The organism is Shimia sp., from assembly GCF_965227725.1.
Lineage (GTDB): Bacteria > Pseudomonadota > Alphaproteobacteria > Rhodobacterales > Rhodobacteraceae > Shimia.
Map to the genome: position 1 here is coordinate 73,130 of NZ_CBDDGH010000005.1, position 21,080 is coordinate 94,209.

The following is a 21,080-nucleotide window of genomic DNA, read 5'->3' on the forward strand; positions in this document are numbered from 1 at the left end:
TTGGCAATTCCGGTTCCTGACTAGTCCGGTTCCTAACTAGAAAGAGGATCAAGCCAGTTGGGGGCGTATCTCACTGGTAGTTATTCACTTAACTGCACCCCCAAAAAAAAAGCACATCAAATTTTATATTGTCGGAAGCCATGTGCCTGTGCTTATTTATTGGGCAGTTTCATCAGAATTATTTTTTGAGTGTCAGCTCAGCTGACACGGGTGTTTGGACTGAAATTTTGGGTGGCTCAGCGATGACGGCACCCGACTTTGAATTGACGTAAAGATTGATATGCACCGGTGCTCTTGGGTGGGGCGGTTGGTGGTTTGGGGGTAAAATGACTGTTGTGTCTACGTCCGCCGCATGGGCGGCAACCTATTATGAAATTCCTTTTAATACAGCTATCGATGACGTTGATTTCAGCGCGTCTCCCGATGTGAGTGATAGCTTCACTGGTAGTTTGGCAGGGTCGCCTTCACCGGACACCGGTGCATCTGACACCGCCTATGCCGCGCAGTTTACATCGACCTTCACCACTGACGCTGCGGATAAAATTGAGTTTTATCTGGGCGTTGTGGGGCAGGCTGTCATCAAGGTCGACGGCGTGGAAGTCATGCGGTTGGACAGTGCGGATGTTGACGGTGCCGCTCTTGGACCCTGTGCGGCCACGGCTGCAAGCGTCTGTTTGTGCAAGGCAGAGGAACCCTATGCGGTCAAAGACGTCTCCCTCGACGTTGGTCCGGGCGAGCACGTTATTGAAGTGCTGTTTGTCGAGCACCCTGTTTCCAACGGATTGTCTCTTGATTGGGCGGTGAATGATCTTGGGCGGCATCCCATGGATCTGACCGTGCCGGAGGCCGCGGACGGCTTTGATCAGGAAGGCGATGGGGAGTGGGGCGATGTGTTTGATCTGCCCGTGATCCCGATCCACACAATTGTGACACCCGACGGCAAGGTCTTCATGTTTGGCGCGGAGACAAATGTCGCTGCCGGGGATATCTCGCCTTACACTTTGCATTATGGCGTTTTTGACCCCGAAACCGGGGAATATGTGAAGCTGCCAAATGAGATCGGCGCGGATATCGTTTGTGCGCAGCTTGCGATTGATCCGACGACCGGCAATGTGCTGATCCTTGGGGGGGATGGGCGCATGACCGATGGTGTGCCTGCGGCCCATGGATTGGCGGCAGTGAATGTTTATGACTACCGCACCATGGAGATCACGCCAGCCGAACAAGGCGATATGATCTATGAGCGCTGGTACCCTTCCGCCCTCACGCTCAACACCGGCGAGGTGTTGATCATGGGCGGACGTGACAGTCAGGGCAGGCCGGTCGGGGTGGCCGAGATTTTCAACGCGCAGACCGGATACCGCGCGCTGACGGATGCCGAGATACCCGACATGAGCAATTCCGGATCTTACTGGTATCCCCATATGTGGCAGCGCGCGGATGGGAAGGTTGTGGTGATCGAAGCCAATGGCCGCGACATCTACATTATGGACGTCACCGGCACGGGTTCTGTTGAAAAGGTCGGGGCGGTGCAATTTGCCTCATCGCAGGTGGACCCTTCGATCATGTACGCCCAAGACAAAGTGCTGATGGTCGATCTGGATGGCGGGCTTTGGACGGCGGATATCTCGGTTGACGCGCCAGTCTTCACAAAGGTCAACGATCTGCCGGAAGGGCGGTCAAACGGGAACTTCACGCTGCTGGCGGACGGCTCTGTTGTCATCACAGGCGGAACCGACAACATCGCCTCGGAGTTCTTTGGCACGGGGGACGATCTGGCTGCGCTTGCGGGGGCGCAATACAGCGCATTCCGCTGGATACCGGAAACAAACACGCTGCTTGATCTCGCAGATGAGCAATTGGCGCGGCTTTATCACTCCACCGGCACTGTTTTGCCAGACGGCACCATCATGTCCGCAGGCGGTGGCGCACATGGGCCGTTGGAAAATCTGAATGGCCAGATTTTTACGCCTGATATCCTGTTTGACGACAGCGGCGCGCGCGCTGAGCGGCCGGAAATCCTCTCCCACAGTTCAGATATCAACAGTGGCGAGAGCTTTACCCTCACGGTGTCAAACGCCTATGACCTGAAACAGGTCACCGCCATCAAGGTGGGTGGCACCACCCATGCAAGGAACTCTGATGCGCGTTGGGTGGATTTGGAATTCACGGTTGTGGATGCCTCAACCGTGGTCGTTGAAGCGCCTGAGACAAATGTCTTTATTCCCGGTTTGTGGATGGTTTCTGTCATCAACACCGCCGGTGTGCCATCGGAATATGCTCTGACGGGTGTCGACATGGCGCCTATCGTCGAGACCGATCCCATCCTTGTGACAGAAGGGTTGAACGGGGCACCGTTGTATCAGGAAGGCTATGCGTTTGAAGCTGTGGCCACGGTGCGGTTTGACGATCTGAGCGCGGGCAATTGGCAGCGGGTCTTTGATTATAACAACGGTCAAGGACAGGATAACATTCTGCTTTCACAGCAGGCTGGCACCAACAACATGCGCTTTGAGATCTATCAGAACGGTCAGGTCTATGGCGTGACTGCCGTGGGTGCCATTGTCGAAGGAGAGGTCGCCGAGTGGCGCGCGACGGTGTCGTCGCAAGGCTTTATGGGGATCTACAAGAACGGTGTGGTTTTGGCGGAGGCCCGCGGGGTTGTTCCGGCTGACCTTGAGCGGGCAGATAAGATGGTGGGGGAGAGCCCCTGGCCTGCGGACACCGATCTTGTGGGCGAGGTTCTGGCGATCACCGTGAATGAGACAGGATCCATTGGCGCGCTGGGGGAGCAGCCAACCCCGCCTGTCGAGCCGTCTGACCCTGTGTTGACGTTTGAAGCTGAAGCCACCGCGCGGTTTGACGATCTCAGCGCGGGTCAATGGCAGCGGGTGTTTGACTATGGCGATGGGCCAAATTCGAACAATCTGCTCCTCGCGCAGGAAGGGCTGAGCAACAATATGGCCTTTCACATCTATCAGGATGGCACGCGCTACACGCTCAGTGCGGCAAATGCGATCCAGGAGGGAGAGACCGCAGACTGGCGCGCCACGGTGGATGCCGATGGCACGATGGCGATTTACAAGAACGGCGTGCTGCTTGCGGAAGGGGCAGGCGTGGTGCCTGCGGATGTGGACCGGCCGAACAAACTTGTTGGTGTTTCCGCCTGGGCGCAGGACGCGGATCTTGTGGGCGAAGTTAGTGCGATCCGTGTGAATGAAACCGGGCCATTACCGCCAGTTGAGCCCCCCGTCGAGCCGCCTGTTGAGCCTCCTGTGGAACCTCCCGCAGAACCTGCGCTGGCCTTTGAAGCAGAAGCCACCGCGCGCTTTGATGACCTTGGCGCCGGACAGTGGCAACGGGTGTTTGATTATGGCGATGGACCAAATTCCAACAATCTGATCCTCGCGCAGGAAGGGCTGAGCAACAATATGGCCTTTCACATCTATCAGGATGACGCGCGCTATATGCTCAGTGCGGCAAATGCGATCCAGGAGGGGGAGACCGCAGACTGGCGGGCCACAGTGGATGCGGATGGCACAATGGCGATCTACAAGAACGGCGTGCTGCTTGCGGAAGGGGCAGGTGTGGTGCCTGCGGATGTGGACCGGCCGAACAAACTTGTTGGCGTTTCCGCCTGGGCGCAGGATGCGGATCTTGTTGGCGAAGTCAGCGCGATCCGCGTGAATGAGACCGGCCCGTTGCCGCCAATCGCCTCGCCGGAGGTGCCGTTGGTGGAGCGGTTGGTCAACGGCGCGCTGGAAAGCTCTGTGGCGGACAACAGTTGGGTGGCTGACGGGGATGTCGCGGGCTGGCGCAATGATGCGGGCGGTATTGAGGCCTGGGCGGATGGTTTTCTGGGCGTTGCCGCCGCAGATGGGCGCAGCTTTGTGGAGCTGGATGCCGGACGTCCGCTGGACAATCTCTATCAGGATATATTGACCCGCGCAGGAGACACGTTCGAGTTCAGCTTCTCCGCGCGCCAGCGGGGCAATGACAGCGATTCCATAGAGGTCTATTGGCGCGGTGATCTGATAGACACAGTCACGCCTGACAGCAGCGGCGCGTGGACGGAATATGCCTATATACTGGAGGGATCCGGCGGGGCCGACCGGTTGGAGTTCCGAGAGCTGGACGGGCAAAGTGACGGCACCGGGCCGCTCATTGACGCCATCAGCCTTTTGGGGCCGGGATATGACGACATTCTGATTTGAGGGTTCGGCGAAGGTGGTGGGGTCTTGGTTTTAAGCGCGTATTAACAATGGCTTGGGGGAGTGCTGGTGCTTCCTCGGGTAAGTGTCCAGCACTCCCGATTGCCTTGGCTAATGTACTTGGCGTAGGGCCACGTTGTCTGGCCTTTGAGCCGGTTGCAAAGAAAGCTCGTTTGCGCGCGCTTTTTCGGTTCGCTGACTGCGCTGCATTTAGGGGCAAATTTGATTTTTAATTGAATTTGACGCAGCTTAGAGGCGGGAATCGGCCATTTTGCCGATCGTATCAAGCCCAAGTGGGTGGGCTTAAGCCTTCTATTTTCGAAGGTTAATGTGAAGGGTGTATTTAATGACTATGTTGCAGACGGAGTCCGTGTCGGTCGGGGTCCCTGAACTTACTTTATCTGGAAATTTTACAATTGAGGCCTGGGTTTTGCCCGCAGCGGGCAGTGCGGTTGACAACCGCGACGGTATCGTCGCCGGACCAAGTCAGGACATCAATTTCTATAATGGCCAAATACGTGTCTTTGATTTGAACAATGGGCGCGATCAGGTCATTTCTGGCACCAGAACCAATCCCGGTGAATGGCATCACTACGCGATTGTCCGCGAAGACGGTGTCACGCGGATCTATCGGGATGGCGTGCTGGATGCGGTGAGCGCTGGCAGCAGTTGGACGTCAGATTTCACCATCAACCGGATTGCCGGGGGTTTTGCCGGGGCCTTTGACGGCGCGATGGATGAATTGCGTATCTGGGACGGCGCGCGCTCGGCGGCCGAAATTCGGGACACATTTGACAGCACTGTCCCGACCGGATCAGACGGGCTGCTGCGCTACTACAATTTTGAGGCCTCCAACGGTCAGCTTGTGGATGCCACCGGCAACAGCCCCTCCGTTGCCTTGCCCGCAGGGGCCACCACAGCCACATCCACAGCGCCTGTGACGGATGGGACCACCGCAGAGGTCGTTTCTGTGGCGATCGTAAATGCGGGCTTTGAAGCGCAAGCGCTTGGCGATTTTCAGTCGACACAAACGATCACCGGCTGGGACCTGAGCGGTGGTTCCATGGGTGTATGGAACCCCAATACCGCCTTTTTCACGGAGCAGGCCCCTGAAGGGGAGAATGTGGCCTATATCGACAACGGCGGCAGTATCTCCCAGACTTTGGGAGAGACCTTTGAGGCCGGGCGGAGCTATCGCCTGAGTGCGGCAATCAGCAATGAATCCCCAGGGGGCGAAAACCTTGGCTGGGAAATTCGCCTTTACGCCGGTGCGCAGCTGCTTGGTGCGCTTGGGGCGGATCAGGTGCAGGCGGCCAATGGGAGTTTTGCCGAAGCGCAGCTTGTTCTAAACGCGGCCGATCTGACTGCGTTCTCTGGCTCCGTTGGTCAGCCGCTGCGGATCGAGTTGTTTGATGCGGTTCTGCCCGGGGAGAACAATGCGCATTTTGACGATATCCGCCTTGAGTATGCGCAGGCAGCCACCTTTCCAGACACTGTGCCTCCCGCACCAATCGCCAACCGCGCGCTTGCCGCAAACGGGGACGCCATTGATGTGCCCAATCTCACGATCCAAGGGGATTTCACCGTTGCCGCCTGGGTCAAACATGCGCCGGGTGAGGCCATCAGCAACGCCGATGGCATTCTGGTTGGCCCCAACAGCGATCTCAATTTCTTTCAGGGACGGCTGCGCCTCTATGACAACACGGTGGGGCCGCGCGATGTGATCGTTGCCAATCACGTGTCCGAACCGGGAGAATGGACCCATTACGCGGTCACGCGGGAGAACGGCGAGACCCGGCTTTATGTGGACGGGCAGCTCAATGCCTTTGCGCCCCAGGGCTGGAACGAAGACCTTGTCATCGACAAGATCGCCGGATCGGTTTTGGGGGAGCGAAACGGCAGCGGTCTGACAGGAGAGATTGACGAGCTTCAGATCTGGGATGTGGCGCGCTCTGCTGCTGAAGTCTCTCAGGATATGCAGATGAATTTGCCCGCCAACACGCCCGGCTTGCTGCGGTATTACAGTTTTGACGGTGCGGAAGAGGCTGTGGTCGACCTGACAGGCGCCTCTGCACCCGTGCCCCTGCCGGACAGCGCCGCGCTTGTGCCGTCGACGATCCCTGTTGCTCCGCCGCCGCCGGAGGACGGGCAATTCATTGACTCACAGGTGGTTGACGGATTGTTCCTGCCCACGGATCTGGCCTTCCTGCCTGATGGGCGGATGCTGGTGATCGAGAAGAGCGGGATTGTGAAAATCGTCTCCGATCCGACGAATTTTGGCTCCGATGTGGAGACCTATCTTGATCTCTCCGGCCAGACGCTGAATGACGCCGAGCGCGGCCTGCTCGCCGTGGAAGTTGATCCTGAGTTTGAGAGCAACGGTCAGATTTATTTCTACTACACCAAGATCGAAGAGGGCGAGGGGCGGACAACCGTTGCACGCTTCACCCACCAAGAAAACGCGGGCGGTTCAAGCAGCCGCGCTACGCTGTCCTCAGAAGAGGTGCTCTGGCAGGAGAATGATGTGACGTCATCGTGCTGCCATCAGGGCGGCGGGCTGTCCTTTGGATATGAGCCGATAGATGCAAATGATCCAAGCCCTTGGAAAATATACATTGTGACCAGCGATGAGTTCACACCGGCAAATTCTCAGGACCTGACCAATCCGGATGGCAAAGTGCATCGGATCAACAAAACCGATGGGTCTGTGCCTGAGGACAACCCCTACTATGATCCGGCTGTTGCGGCGCGGTATGATCCTTCGGTGGATGCTGCTGGTGCCATATCCACATCTGCAGAAAACTTGGCAATTGACCCTGAAGGGGTGCTGACAACGATCCACAGCCACGGGCTGAGAAACGGTTGGCGCTCAAGCTATGATCAGGAGTCAGGCACGCTGTTTATTGGTGAAGTGGGCGGCAACAGCAACAACACCTCAGATGAGGATATCCACATCGCGGTGGCCGGGGCGGATTACGGATGGGGCCCCAATGACTATCCGGGTTTTGACGGCGAAGGCTATCTGCCCAACCCCAATGATCCCGGCAATCCGATCTTTTCCTACCCGCATCTTGGCGGCCCCGGACAGGGTGACGGCTTGCAGAATGGGGGGGCGTCCATCACCGGTGGGGTGGTCTATCGCGGCGATCTGTTCCCGACGGAATATAACGGTGCCTATTTCTACGGAGACTGGGTGCGCAACTGGATCCGCTATCTGGAGATCGACTACTCCGGTGACACGCCTGAGTTGGTGTCGGACAATTTCTTTAAAAATGCCACGGGGCAGGTGCTGGCCTTTGAGCAGGGGCCGGACGGGGCTTTGTACTACATCACCACGTTTCAGACCGGGAATGTCTTTACCTTTCAGGGGACCGTCAATCGGATCAGTTTTGATGACGGCAATCAGGCCCCTGAGGGCAATGGCATAGAGCTTGCCCCCGGTGATCAACAAAGTGCGACTGCGCCTCATACCGTGGCCTTTATTGCTGACGTGACAGATCCGGACGGGGACGCGCTGAGCTATCAGTGGTCCTTTGGGGACGGCACTGACCTTGATGGCGATGGCATCGGCGACACCGCCACATCCACAGAGGCCAACCCGACCTATACCTACACGGATTTTGGGCAATATGTTGTCGAGCTGGTGGTGACGGACGCCAATGGCGCGGCCACTGTTTTTGACAGTCAGATCATCACGGTTGGCAGCGCCCCGACGCCGGTTATCTCGGGGCCGGTTGACGGGGGCACTTATCGTGCGGGTCAGACGATCGAGTTGAGCGGCTTTGCCAATGATCTGCAGGACGGGCTGATTGATGGGGATGATCGGCTGATCTGGACCACAACCTTCCAGCTTGGCCAGATCCAGCGACCGGGCCCTATTGACGGCACCGCGGACACCGCTGCGGGTGTCAGCTTTGTGACCCCGGACACGGGCAATCTGGAAAGCACACTGGATGGTATTGGTGTGTTTCTCACCGCGACCGACAGCGACGGGCTGTCGCGCACCACGCAAATCAACCTGACCGCTGAAAAAGCCCTACTGACATTTGACGCGCCGGTGGATGACTACTCCTTTGTTTTTGACAACCGCGCTCAGGGCGGGGATTTCACTTTCAATTCCATCATTGATTTCAACCATACGATTGAAGCGCAACAAAGCTATCAGGCCGACGGTGTGACCTTCAATTTTGTGGGCTGGGATGACGGTGTCAGCGACCGGATACGCAGCTTTACCACCCCGGAAGCCGGGCAGGATTTCCGACCTGTCTATGCCCCCGCGCCGCAACCCAATCAGGCGGTTGATCTCAACGGATCCGGCTTTATCGACACCGAGCGGCTTGTCTTGTCAGACGATTTCACCATCGAAGCCTGGGTGAGGCATGAAAGCGGTCCCATCAACAATGTGGACGGGATTGCCGGGTCTGACATCGGCTTTGGCGAGGCGGGCGCGACCGACATCAACTTCTACAATGGACGTGTGCGCATCTATGCCGAGGAATTCACCGGCGGCAATGACCCGATCATCGCCAATCATGTCACACAAAGCGGCGTCTGGACCCACTATGCCTTTGTGCGGGAGGGGGCTGATCTGCGCCTTTATGTGGATGGCGGCCTCGACAAAGCGGTCACCACAAGCTGGCGCGGCGATTTCACCCTCGACAAGTTGGCCGGAACGGTGCTGAGCGGCGGCCTCTCAGGCCAAATTGACGAATTCCGCGCCTGGTCCGTCGCCCGAAGCGCCAGCCAGATCGAGACGTTCTATGATCAGACCTTGGAGGGGGGAGAAGCTGGTCTCGTCCGCTACCATCAGTTTGACGGCTCCTTGGCGGATGTGGCAGGATCATCCGCGCCGTCCAGCCTGCCAGCCTCAGCAACCTACACAGCCTCTGCCGCACCGCTGGCAGATCCCGCAGCGCAAAGCGCCGCTCTGGGCGCGGATGCCTTTGTCTTTCAGACATCTGATGAGACGTTCCCAGCGGAGACCCAGCTTGCTGTTATGCCGCAAATGGCACCCGAGCCGACCCCGATGGCGCCGGAGGGTGGAGGTGCATTTGAGCATCTTGAGGGGCTGGGCAGTCAGGATCTTCAAATGGCTGATGTGGATGGGTTTCTGTAGGGTATCGGTTGGATAGTGAGGTTGGGGGCAGGGGTATCTGCTGCCCAACCAACCAAAGCGCGGAAGACCGCAAAACACCTGGACTAGGGACCGGGGGAGCTCAACAGTCGTTTCAGTTCAATCAATGAACCTGAGCCGATTCAGCATATTGCATGCGCCAGATGCAATGGTTTTGCTCAGCAAACTCCGTATGTGTTGTGGCGCCTAAATGGGGCATGCCTTTGCCCCATCAACACTCCATCACCACAACACTCTCTCCCAGATTCGGTCGCTTATTGGCCATGAGTGTCCTTCGTTTTGTCAGACATGGCGGGAGACCACTTCAGTGGGAGGCTTAAATCTCATTTAGACAAAATCAAAATTGTAGATCTCAAAGCTGTCGATTTCCCCATCCAGATAGGATCTCAGAAGTGTGGCGCTGTCGTTGGCGCTGCGGACCTGGCTGGCACCCAATGTGAAGGGTTCGTTGTTGTTCATCAGACCCACCGGATCGTCATTGAGGATCGGATCCTCGTTGAAGCCGAGGAACACAAAGTCATCGCCGTTTTTCTCAAACAGTGTCATGCCGTTCACGTCGCTGACCTGATAGACCAGCGTGAAGGCCTCACCAGCGGTCACGGTTCCGGCAGCTGTTTCAATGAGATAGCTCTCCGTGGCGCTTTGATGCCGGATCAGGATCGAACCGTCGCCATCCACCAGCGCGGTCAGGTGGTCACCGTTGTCAAACCCGCGAGAATCGCGCGAGAAGAGCGCCTGCCAGGAGGCGTCGTTCACATTGGTTCCGCTGTCCGTTCCATCCAGCGCGTCAATCGTAAAGGTGATCTGGATCTGGGCGGTTTTGACCAGATAGGGCGCGATATTGGCAATTTCTACGTAGTCGTTGACGCCGTCCAGTTGCACCGCTCCCATTTCAACCTGCGCCCCGCGCTGCAGCAGTGCTGTATTGGCATTGGCAGATCCGTCAAACCCCGGCAGGTTTTCATCGTTAAACAGCCATTGGCCGAGCAGGGACGCCGGGGGTGGGGCCTGGGTCACATCGATTGTCACAGTGGCAGTGTCGCTGCCGCCATTGCCGTCTGAGACGCGGTAAACAAAGCTGTCCTGACCAAAGAAGTTGTCATCAGGCACATAGGTGAACCGCCCGTCGGACTGCAGGACAAGAACGCCGTTGCTGACATCGGTTTCAAGGCCGACCGACAGCGGGTCATCCTCCGCGTCACTGTCAGCACCCGCGCCATTGTCCACAAGCACGTTGCCCTGCACGGATTGATCCTCCTCCGTTTCAAAGCTGTCGTCCGCAGCCACAGGTGCGGTGTTGAGCGCGGCGAGACCGTCAAAAATTTCAAACCGGTCAATGGCGCCTTCAAAGAAGTTCAGCAACGGATCAGCAGTGTCATCGCCACTGATCACTTGGCTAGCGCCCAGGGTCCAGGGCTCTTCATTGCCGATCAGGCCCACCGGGTCGCCCCTTGTCGCTGGGTCGGTGTTGGCCGCAACCAAGCTTGGAGCCGCGCCGTCGACGCCGACCAGAAGCTGCAAGCCTTCAGTGGGATCAAAGATATAGGCGATGGAAGCGGCGACGCCCGCAGTGATCGTGCCTGCTTCGGTTTGCAGGTAATAGCTTTGTGACCCGCTTTGATGGCGGACAAGCAGAGAGCCATCACCGTCCACCAGCGCGGTGATATGCCCGCCTCCGTCAAATCCGCTGGAGTCGCGGGAAAAGAGCGTCTGATAGCTGGTGTCTTTGATGCGGCGGCCGCTGTCTTCCCCGTCCAATGCGCTGACGGTGAAGTCCATTTCTATTCGGCCGGAAGTGAGGGTTTCATAAGGCAGAATACTCTCGATTTCCACGTAGTCGCCAATACCATCCAACAAAGCCGCGCCAGCAGGGGCGGATACGTCATCGCGCAATTGTGCCGTGTTGTTGTTGACGGTGCTGTCCAGGCCCTCGTTGCTTGGGTCATCAAACAGCCAGCGCCCGATTGATCCCCCCCCCAGAAGAGGGTGGCTGGACAGTGACCGTGACGGTTGCTGTGTCTGTGCCGCCGTTGCCGTCGTCGATGGTGTAGGTGAAGCTGTCTGATCCGCTGAAGCCGTCGTTGGGGGTGTAGCGGATGGTGCCGTCGCTGTTGATCTCGGTGGTGCCGTTGGCTGCGTCGCCCACCTCGGAGATGGTCAGCGTGTCGCCTTCCACATCGCTGTCGTTGTCGCGCACGGCGATGTCGATGGCGGCGGCTGCGCCGGTGCTGGCGCTGTCATCTGCGGCCACAGGCGCATCATTCACGCCGGTCACGGAGATGGTGACGGTGGCGGTGTCTGTGCCGCCATTGCCATCTGAGACGGTGTAGGTGAAGCTGTCGGTGGTGCTGTCGCCCGCGCCAAGGCTTTCAAAGGCGCCGTTTGGATCATAGTCAAAGGTGCCATCGTCGTTGTTGGTGACCGCGCCCAGGGTGCCTGTGGTGTCAAGCCCGCTCACGGTGAGCGTATCACCATCCACATCGGCGTCATTGCCCAGAACGGAGGCGGTGACAAAGCCCGTGTCCTCATCGGTCTCAAACCCGGCCCCGCTGTCATCGTTGGCAACCGGCTGATCGTTGGCGCCGGTGATGGTGAGGGTTGCGGTGTTGGCGGTGCTGTCGCTGCCGTCGGAGACGTCATAGGCGACGGTGACCTCAAAGCTCTCATCCTGTGCGAGGTCTTCGAACTGGCCGTCATCCAGGGTGAGCTTGCCGCTGTTTGGATCAAGGCTGGTGCCGAGCACGCGGCCGTCTTCGGTGGTGATCAGGACATTCTCCACCGTCAGCGGATCGCCATTGGGATCGGAGACAAAGGCCGGATCGAGCAGATCGACCATGCGGCCGGTCTCGTCCTCGCCAAAGCCGGAGGTGATCGCGGCGACCTGCGGCGGCTGCTGGGGATCGGGGGCGACAGTGACCGTGACGGTTGCTGTGCCGCTGCCGTCGTTGCCGTCGTCGATGGTGTAGGTGAAGCTGTCTGATCCGCTGAAGCCGTCATTGGGGGTGTAGCGGATGGTGCCGTCGCTGTTGATCTCGGTGGTGCCGTTGGCTGCGTCGCCCACCTCGGAGATGGTCAGCGTGTCGCCCTCCACATCGCTGTCGTTGTCGCGCACGGCGATGTCGATGGCGGCGGCTGCGCCGGTGCTGGCGCTGTCATCTGCGGCCACAGGCGCATCATTCACGCCGGTCACGGAGATGGTGACGGTGGCGGTGTCTGTGCCGCCATTGCCGTCTGAGACGGTGTAAGTAAAGCTGTCGGTGGTGCTGTCGCCCACGCCAAGGCTTTCAAAGGCGCCGTTTGGATCATAGTCAAAGGTGCCGTCGCCGTTGTTGGTGACCGCGCCCAGGGTGCCTGTGGTGTCAAGCGCGCTCACGGTGAGCGTATCACCATCCACATCGGCGTCATTGCCGAGCACGGAAGCGGTGACAAAGCCCGTGTCCTCATCGGTCTCAAACCCGGCCCCGCTGTCATCGGTGGCAACCGGCTGATCATTGGCGCCGGTGATGGTGAGGGTTGCGGTGTTGGCGGTGCTGTCGCTGCCGTCGGAGACGTCATAGGCGACGGTGACCTCAAAGCTCTCATCCTGTGCGAGGTCTTCGAACTGGCCGTCATCCAGGGTGAGCTTGCCGCTGTTTGGATCAAGGCTGGTGCCGAGCACGCGGCCGTCTTCGGTGGTGATCAGGACATTCTCCACCGTCAGCGGATCGCCATTGGGATCGGAGACAAAGGCCGGATCGAGCAGATCGACCATGCGGCCGGTCTCGTCCTCGCCAAAGCCGGCGGTGATCGCGGCGACCTGCGGCGGCTGCTGGGGATCGGGGGCGACAGTGACCGTGACGGTTGCTGTGTCTGTGCCGCCGTTGCCGTCGTCGATGGTGTAGGTGAAGCTGTCTGATCCGCTGAAGCCGTCATTGGGGGTGTAGCGGATGGTGCCGTCGCTGTTGATCTCGGTGGTGCCGTTGGCTGCGTCGCCCACCTCGGAGATGGTCAGCGTGTCGCCTTCCACATCGCTGTCGTTGTCGCGCACGGCGATGTCGATGGCGGCGGCTGCGCCGGTGCTGGCGCTGTCATCTGCGGCCACAGGCGCATCATTCACGCCGGTCACGGAGATGGTGACGGTGGCGGTGTCTGTGCCGCCATTGCCATCTGAGACGGTGTAGGTGAAGCTGTCGGTGGTGCTGTCGCCCGCGCCAAGGCTTTCAAAGGCGCCGTTTGGATCATAGTCAAAGGTGCCATCGTCGTTGTTGGTGACCGCGCCCAGGGTGCCTGTGGTGTCAAGCCCGCTCACGGTGAGCGTATCACCATCCACATCGGCGTCATTGCCGAGCACGGAAGCGGTGACAAAGCCCGTGTCCTCATCGGTCTCAAACCCGGCCCCGCTGTCATCGGTGGCAACCGGCTGATCATTGGCGCCGGTGATGGTGAGGGTTGCGGTGTTGGCGGTGCTGTCGCTGCCGTCGGAGACGTCATAGGCGACGGTGACCTCAAAGCTCTCATCCTGTGCGAGGTCTTCGAACTGGCCGTCATCCAGGGTGAGCTTGCCGCTGTTTGGATCAAGGCTGGTGCCGAGCACGCGGCCGTCTTCGGTGGTGATCAGGACATTCTCCACCGTCAGCGGATCGCCATTGGGATCGGAGACAAAGGCCGGATCGAGCAGATCGACCATGCGGCCGGTCTCGTCCTCGCCAAAGCCGGCGGTGATCGCGGCGACCTGCGGCGGCTGCTGGGGATCGGGGGCGACAGTGACCGTGACGGTTGCTGTGTCTGTGCCGCCGTTGCCGTCGTCGATGGTGTAGGTGAAGCTGTCTGATCCGCTGAAGCCGTCATTGGGGGTGTAGCGGATGGTGCCGTCGCTGTTGATCTCGGTGGTGCCGTTGGCTGCGTCGCCCACCTCGGAGATGGTCAGCGTGTCGCCTTCCACATCGCTGTCGTTGTCGCGCACGGCGATGTCGATGGCGGCGGCTGCGCCGGTGCTGGCGCTGTCATCTGCGGCCACAGGCGCATCATTCACGCCGGTCACGGAGATGGTGACGGTGGCGGTGTCTGTGCCGCCATTGCCGTCTGAGACGGTGTAAGTAAAGCTGTCGGTGGTGCTGTCGCCCACGCCAAGGCTTTCAAAGGCGCCGTTTGGATCATAGTCAAAGGTGCCGTCGCCGTTGTTGGTGACCGCGCCCAGGGTGCCTGTGGTGTCAAGCGCGCTCACGGTGAGCGTATCACCATCCACATCGGCGTCATTGCCCAGCACGGAGGCGGTGACAAAGCCCGTGTCCTCATTGGTCTCAAACCCGGCCCCGCTGTCATCATTTGAGGTCGGCGCCAGATTCGCATCTCCAAAGACAATGTCGTCCAAGATGATGCCATCCCCGTCGCCGCCCGCATTCAGAACCACGATCCGCGCTATCGGTACATCAGAGGAGAGGCCGCAGAAAATCCGATTGTTTGCGCCTGATCCGATGATTCCATCAGAGGCTTGTGTGACGGTGTCTTCAAACAGCACTATTCCTGATGCTGACAGAAACTGGATGGTGGTCGGCGTGGTTGGGTCGTTGTGGCTGGCCCCCAGATTGCCAATCCAAAGCCCTGCGACTTCGGCAGGTTCGTCAAACACGATTTCGAAATTGTCGTCACCGTTGTCAAAGCCGATGGCGCTGGAGGAAGTCTGGAAGATTGAGGCGGAGATGCCGTTGGGCGCTGAGTTGACGTTTACGCTTCCGGTGACCAGTCCGAGAGACGTCGGGTCGATCACGTTGATGTCGCGCGCAACAATGGTCACCCCGTCAAACTCGGTTCCGCTCAGGGTGTCCTGCGCATTAAACTCATCAAAGGTGAGCGTGGTTGCGTTGCCGATGTTCATTTGGAATTCGGCAAAATCGCGGAATGCTTGCTGGTCTCCGACCTCGACGGAAACAGTGGCTGTGTCTGTGCCGCCTTTGCCGTCTGACACGGTGTAGGTGAAGCTGTCGGTCCCCGTGAAACCGTCATTGGGAGTATAACGAATGCTGCCGTCTGGAGTGAGTTCGGTGGTGCCATTGTTGGCGTTGCCGACCTCAGAGACGGTCAGTGCGTCACCATCAATGTCTGCGTCATTGCCCAGCACATCAAGTTCGACCGCCGCGCCTGTACCGGTTTGGGCGGTGTCGTTTGTAGCAAGCGGGTCATCGTTTGCTCCTGTGATGGTGATGGTGGCGGAGTTGCCAACTGAGTCACCGCCATCGGCCACATCGTAAGACACCGAAATGTCAAACGTTTCTCCCTGCGCGAGATCCTCAAACTGCCCGTCGCCCAGCACCAGCAAGCCGGTTTCCGGATTGACACTGTTTCCGACGGTGCGCCCATCCTCCGTGGTGATCTGAACATTTTCCACATCCAGATCGTCGCCATTGGGATCAGAGACAAAAGCCGGGTCGAGCAAATCGACCAGACGCCCAGTCTCGTCCTCACCAAAACTCGCTGTGATCGGTGCGGCGACAGGGGGCTCCGGTGGGGGCGGCCCGTTTTCAATGATTGTCGCCGTCCCGACGGTCCCCGCGTTTCCGCTGGCGAGATCAGCGGTCGGCGTGATGGCCAATGTGAAGGTTTCATCCAATTCGTCGATCAGATCCGCCACAATCGGCACACTCACAAAGGCGCGGGTTTGGCCTTCGGTGAAGGAAATCACACCTGTTTGGGGGGCGTAGTCCGCATTCGCGGTGGCCGTGTCCGCGTTGGTCTGAAACGCGAAGCTCAGATCTTTGTCGGCCGGGCGTGACAAGGAGATATCAAACACCGCAATGGCGCCGCCCGGAAGGTTTTCGATGACTTCAGGAGAAGACACAAACAGCGCGAGGTTGTTGCCGGTGCCGTCGTCATCGAGGATCCAGCCTGTGGTGCGGATCACCGGGGCGTCGCCTGCAAGCGCGGCGCCGCTGGGGTCAAAGAGCTCGAGCACCACGGCTTCATCGGTCTCATCCACCGCATCCGCATCGATGCGGTAGCTGACGGTTTTGGAGGTCTCGCCGGGGGCAAATGTGAGGGTGCCTTCCAGGGTGCCGTAGGCATCGGTCTGTCCGGTGCTGGAGCCGCTGGAGCCAACCCCGCCGGTGCCCGCCAGCAGGCGGAAATCCACGGTGACCTCATCAGCAGAGGGTCCGTCCAGAGAGACGGTCCAGCTCAGGAAGTTGGGGTCCACGCCGGAGGTGGCTTCAAAATTGGAGGCCGCGCTGACGTTGATGGTGGGGGCGCTGCCGCCCGCATCATCGTCAAAGATCTCCGCAGACCCGAGGGAGACATTGGCCACCGGAGCGGGCTTGGTGAAATCCAGGGTGAAGAGCTCGGACGGCTCAACCTTGGTGTCGCCAAAGACCGGCACGGTGACCGAGGCGGAGGTCTGCCCGGCGGCAAAGGTGAGGGTGCCGGAGGTGGCGGCGTAATCCTCACCGGCCAGCGCGGAGCCGTCGATTGTGGTGTAATCAACGGTGAAGCTTTCCGGCGCCGGGCGCGACAGGGAGATGTCAAAGGAGGCCTGCGTCTGGCCGCTGTCCCCTTCGAGCACCACCGGGCGGGAGACAAACAGCGCGAGGTTGTTGCCGGTGCCGTCGTCATCAAGGATCCAGCCTGTGGTGCGGATGACCGGGGCGTCACCTGCGAGCGCGGCGCCGCTGGGGTCAAAGAGCTCGAGCACCACGGCTTCGTCGGTCTCATCCACCGCATCCGCATCGATGCGGTAGCTGACGGTTTTGGAGGTCTCGCCGGGGGCAAATGTGAGGGTGCCTTCCAGGGTGCCGTAGGCATCGGTCTGCCCGTTGCTGGAGCCGCTGGAGCCAACCCCGCCGGTGCCCGCCAGCAGGCGGAAATCCACGGTGACCTCATTGGCCGAGGGCCCGTCCAGAGAGACGGTCCAGCTCAGGAAGTTGGGGTCCACGCCGGAGGTGGCTTCAAAATTGGAGGCCGCGCTGACGTTGATGGTGGGGTCGCTGCCACCCGCATCATCGTCAAAGATCTCCGCGGAGCCGAGGGAGACATTGGCAACCGGGGCAGGCTTGGTGAAATCCAGGGTGAAGAGCTCGGATGGCTCGATCTTGGTGTCGCCAAAGACCGGCACGGTGACCGAGGCGGAGGTCTGCCCGGCAGCAAAGGTGAGGGTGCCGGAGGTGGCGGCGTAGTCCTCGCCGGCCAGGGCGGAGCCGTCGATTGTGGTGTAATCGACGGTGAAGCTCTCCGGCGCCGGGCGCGACAGGGAGATGTCAAAGGAGGCCTGCGTCTGGCCGCTGTCCCCTTCGAGCACCACCGGGCGGGAGACAAACAGCGCGAGGTTGTTGCCGGTGCCGTCGTCATCGAGGATCCAGCCTGTGGTGCGGATCACCGGGGCGTCGCCTGCAAGCGCGGCGCCGCTGGGGTCAAAGAGCTCGAGCACCACGGCTTCATCGGTCTCATCCACCGCATCCGCATCGATGCGGTAGCTGACGGTTTTGGAGGTCTCGCCGGGGGCAAATGTGAGGGTGCCTTCCAGGGTGCCGTAGGCATCGGTCTGTCCGGTGCTGGAGCCGCTGGAGCCAACCCCGCCGGTGCCCGCCAGCAGGCGGAAATCCACGGTGACCTCATCAGCAGAGGGTCCGTCCAGAGAGACGGTCCAGCTCAGGAAGTTGGGGTCCACGCCGGAGGTGGCTTCAAAATTGGAGGCCGCGCTGACGTTAATGGTGGGGGCGCTGCCGCCCGCATCATCGTCAAAGATCTCCGCAGACCCGAGGGAGACATTGGCCACCGGGGCGGGCTTGGTGAAGTCCAGGGTGAAGAGCTCGGACGGCTCGATCTTGGTGTCGCCAAAGACCGGCACGGTGACCGAGGCGGAGGTCTGCCCGGCGGCAAAGGTGAGGGTGCCGGAGGTGGCGGCGTAATCCTCGCCGGCCAGGGCGGAGCCGTCGATTGTGGTGTAATCAACGGTGAAGCTTTCCGGCGCCGGACGCGACAGGGAGATGTCAAAGGAGGCCTGCGTCTGGCCGCTGTCCCCTTCGAGCACCACCGGGCGGGAGACAAACAGCGCGAGGTTGTTGCCGGTGCCGTCGTCATCAAGGATCCAGCCTGTGGTGCGGATCACCGGGGCGTCACCTGCGAGCGCGGCGCCGCTGGGGTCAAAGAGCTCGAGCACCACGGCTTCGTCGGTCTCATCCACCGCATCCGCATCGATGCGGTAGCTGACGGTTTTTGAGGTCTCGCCGGGGGCAAAGGTGAGGGTGCCTTCCAGGGTGCCGTAGGCATCGGTCTGCCCGGTGCTTGAGCCGCTGGAGCCGACCCCGCCGGTGCCCGCCAGCAGGCGGAAATCCACGGTGACCTCATTGGCCGAGGGCCCGTCCAGAGAGACGGTCCAGCTCAGGAAGTTGGGGTCCACGCCGGAGGTGGCTTCAAAATTGGAGGCCGCGCTGACGTTGATGGTGGGGTCGCTGCCACCCGCATCATCGTCAAAGATCTCCGCGGAGCCGAGGGAGACATTGGCAACCGGGGCAGGCTTGGTGAAATCCAGGGTGAAGAGCTCGGATGGCTCGATCTTGGTGTCGCCAAAGACCGGCACGGTGACCGAGGCGGAGGTCTGCCCGGCAGCAAAGGTGAGGGTGCCGGAGGTGGCGGCGTAGTCCTCGCCGGCCAGGGCGGAGCCGTCGATTGTGGTGTAATCGACGGTGAAGCTCTCCGGCGCCGGGCGCGACAGGGAGATGTCAAAGGAGGCCTGCGTCTGGCCGCTGTCCCCTTCGAGCACCACCGGGCGGGAGACAAACAGCGCGAGGTTGTTGCCGGTGCCGTCGTCATCGAGGATCCAGCCTGTGGTGCGGATCACCGGGGCGTCGCCTGCAAGCGCGGCGCCGCTGGGGTCAAAGAGCTCGAGCACCACGGCTTCATCGGTCTCATCCACCGCATCCGCATCGATGCGGTAGCTGACGGTTTTGGAGGTCTCGCCGGGGGCAAATGTGAGGGTGCCTTCCAGGGTGCCGTAGGCATCGGTCTGTCCGGTGCTGGAGCCGCTGGAGCCAACCCCGCCGGTGCCCGCCAGCAGGCGGAAATCCACGGTGACCTCATCAGCAGAGGGTCCGTCCAGAGAGACGGTCCAGCTCAGGAAGTTGGGGTCCACGCCGGAGGTGGCTTCAAAATTGGAGGCCGCGCTGACGTTAATGGTGGGGGCGCTGCCGCCCGCATCATCGTCAAAGATCTCCGCAGACCCGAGGGAGACATTGGCCACCGGGGCGGGCTTGGTGAAGTCCAGGGTGAAGAGCTCGGACGGCTCGATCTTGGTGTCGCCAAAGACCGGCACGGTGACCGAGGCGGAGGTCTGCCCGACGGCAAAGGTGAGGGTGCCGGAGGTGGCGGCGTAATCCTCACCGGCCAGCGCGGAGCCGTCGATTGTGGTGTAATCAACGGTGAAGCTTTCCGGCGCCGGGCGCGACAGGGAGATGTCAAAGGAGGCCTGCGTCTGGCCGCTGTCCCCTTCGAGCACCACCGGGCGGGAGACAAACAGCGCGAGGTTGTTGCCGGTGCCGTCGTCATCAAGGATCCAGCCTGTGGTGCGGATCACCGGGGCGTCACCTGCGAGCGCGGCGCCGCTGGGGTCAAAGAGCTCGAGCACCACGGCTTCATCGGTCTCATCCACCGCATCCGCATCGATGCGGTAGCTGACGGTTTTTGAGGTCTCGCCGGGGGCAAATGTGAGGGTGCCTTCCAGGGAGCCGTAGGCATCGGTCTGCCCGGTGCTGGAGCCGCTGGAACCAACCCCGCCGGTGCCCGCCAGCAGGCGGAAATCCACGGTGACCTCATCAGCAGAGGGCCCGTCCAGAGAGACAGTCCAATTTAGAAAATTAGGATCAACACCAGATGTTTCCTCAAGGTTGGAAACAGCTTCAACCGAAATAAACATTTCGAAATACCCTGAAATACAAATTAACCAAAACTAAGCTGAAGGTTGTGGTGAGGTTGCCGTATCGTCAAGGGGGTGTTTTTTGGTGGGTGGGTAGCTGTTTGATTTTAATGAAATATTAATAAATGACCGAGAGGTGTGGCTAATTGATTGGCAGTCAAATGTTGAAATTACAGGCAAATTCGTTGAGGGGCTTTTGATGAATGGCAATAGTTTCAATAGCTAAAAGAGTTTTCTTTTTGAGAATCACATCGCTTGTTTCCATTAGATTGATCCCTTTCGGTGTCTTCTTTTCTCCAATTCGAAAATTGCAGAATTAACCAATTCGTTAAAGCACGAAGGGCCGCAGATCGCCTGCGGCCCTTTCTGTGGGCAGTTTGTCTTAACCCGTCTGCAAATCTCAGGCGGTTGCGGTTTGTTCGTCGGATTGATGCAGACCGACCACCAGCAGAACGGTCAGGCCGAGGATGGTGTAGTACCAGAACTCAAGGCCGGTGAAGCCGAGCAGCATGGGGGCGGCGACAAAGACCACGCCGACGAGGCCGTCGACGGCGAGGTGTACGCTGTAGGGCAGCACGCGGATCAGGCCGAGGTGGTGGTCGGTCAGCACGGTCAGAAGAAATGCGGCGATGCCGGTCAGGACCGAAAGCCAGAAGGCCAGCGGGGCGGTCTCGCCCAAGCCAAACAGAAACGGCATGGCGATCAGGCCGAAAGCCACAGGGTAGTCGAGATATGCATGGATGTTTTTGGTGATGAAGCGTGGAAACATGGGTATGTCTTTCTCTCTTTTTGGCGCTGATCATCAGCGGCGATAGGGAGAGGTTAGACGCAGGTTTCAGCCTCATGAATGCTCGGAAGT

General features: G+C 59.9%; 5 protein-coding genes. 2 read left to right on the forward strand and 3 right to left on the reverse strand.

Annotated elements, in window-relative coordinates:
• The first annotated feature begins 326 nt into the window (after positions 1 to 326).
• Both ACO07T_RS10720 and ACO07T_RS10725 read left to right on the forward strand, forming a co-directional pair.
• Positions 327 to 4,214, forward strand: a complete 3,888-nt coding sequence (locus ACO07T_RS10720) for a galactose oxidase-like domain-containing protein (RefSeq protein ID WP_422049407.1) — start codon at positions 327 to 329, stop codon at positions 4,212 to 4,214.
• Positions 4,215 to 4,557: 343 nt separating this feature from the next.
• Positions 4,558 to 9,327: a LamG-like jellyroll fold domain-containing protein gene (locus ACO07T_RS10725; RefSeq protein ID WP_422049408.1), complete on the forward strand. Its 4,770-nt coding sequence runs from the start codon at positions 4,558 to 4,560 to the stop codon at positions 9,325 to 9,327.
• 345 nt (positions 9,328 to 9,672) lie between these two features.
• Here ACO07T_RS10725 and ACO07T_RS10730 read toward each other — a convergent pair whose 3' ends face one another.
• From ACO07T_RS10730 to ACO07T_RS10740, 3 genes are all read right to left on the reverse strand, one after another.
• Positions 9,673 to 11,238 (reverse strand): Ig-like domain-containing protein, encoded by a 1,566-nt coding sequence (locus tag ACO07T_RS10730; protein WP_422049409.1) that lies wholly within the window; start codon positions 11,236 to 11,238, stop codon positions 9,673 to 9,675.
• Between the two features lie 52 nt (positions 11,239 to 11,290).
• Positions 11,291 to 20,221: an Ig-like domain-containing protein gene (locus ACO07T_RS10735; protein ID WP_422049410.1), complete on the reverse strand. Its 8,931-nt coding sequence runs from the start codon at positions 20,219 to 20,221 to the stop codon at positions 11,291 to 11,293.
• Between the two features lie 400 nt (positions 20,222 to 20,621).
• Positions 20,622 to 20,990 (reverse strand): SPW repeat domain-containing protein, encoded by a 369-nt coding sequence (locus tag ACO07T_RS10740; protein ID WP_422049411.1) that lies wholly within the window; start codon positions 20,988 to 20,990, stop codon positions 20,622 to 20,624.
• Positions 20,991 to 21,080: the final 90 nt, after the last annotated feature.

Excerpts from the sequence above, each read along its gene's own strand:
- ACO07T_RS10720 (WP_422049407.1), top strand. The coding sequence starts at position 327 with ATGACTGTTGTGTCTACGTCCGCCGCATGGGCGGCAACCTATTATGAA.
- ACO07T_RS10725 (WP_422049408.1), top strand. The coding sequence starts at position 4,558 with ATGACTATGTTGCAGACGGAGTCCGTGTCGGTCGGGGTCCCTGAACTT.
- ACO07T_RS10735 (WP_422049410.1), bottom strand. The coding sequence starts at position 20,221 with ATGTTTATTTCGGTTGAAGCTGTTTCCAACCTTGAGGAAACATCTGGT.
- ACO07T_RS10740 (WP_422049411.1), bottom strand. The coding sequence starts at position 20,990 with ATGTTTCCACGCTTCATCACCAAAAACATCCATGCATATCTCGACTAC.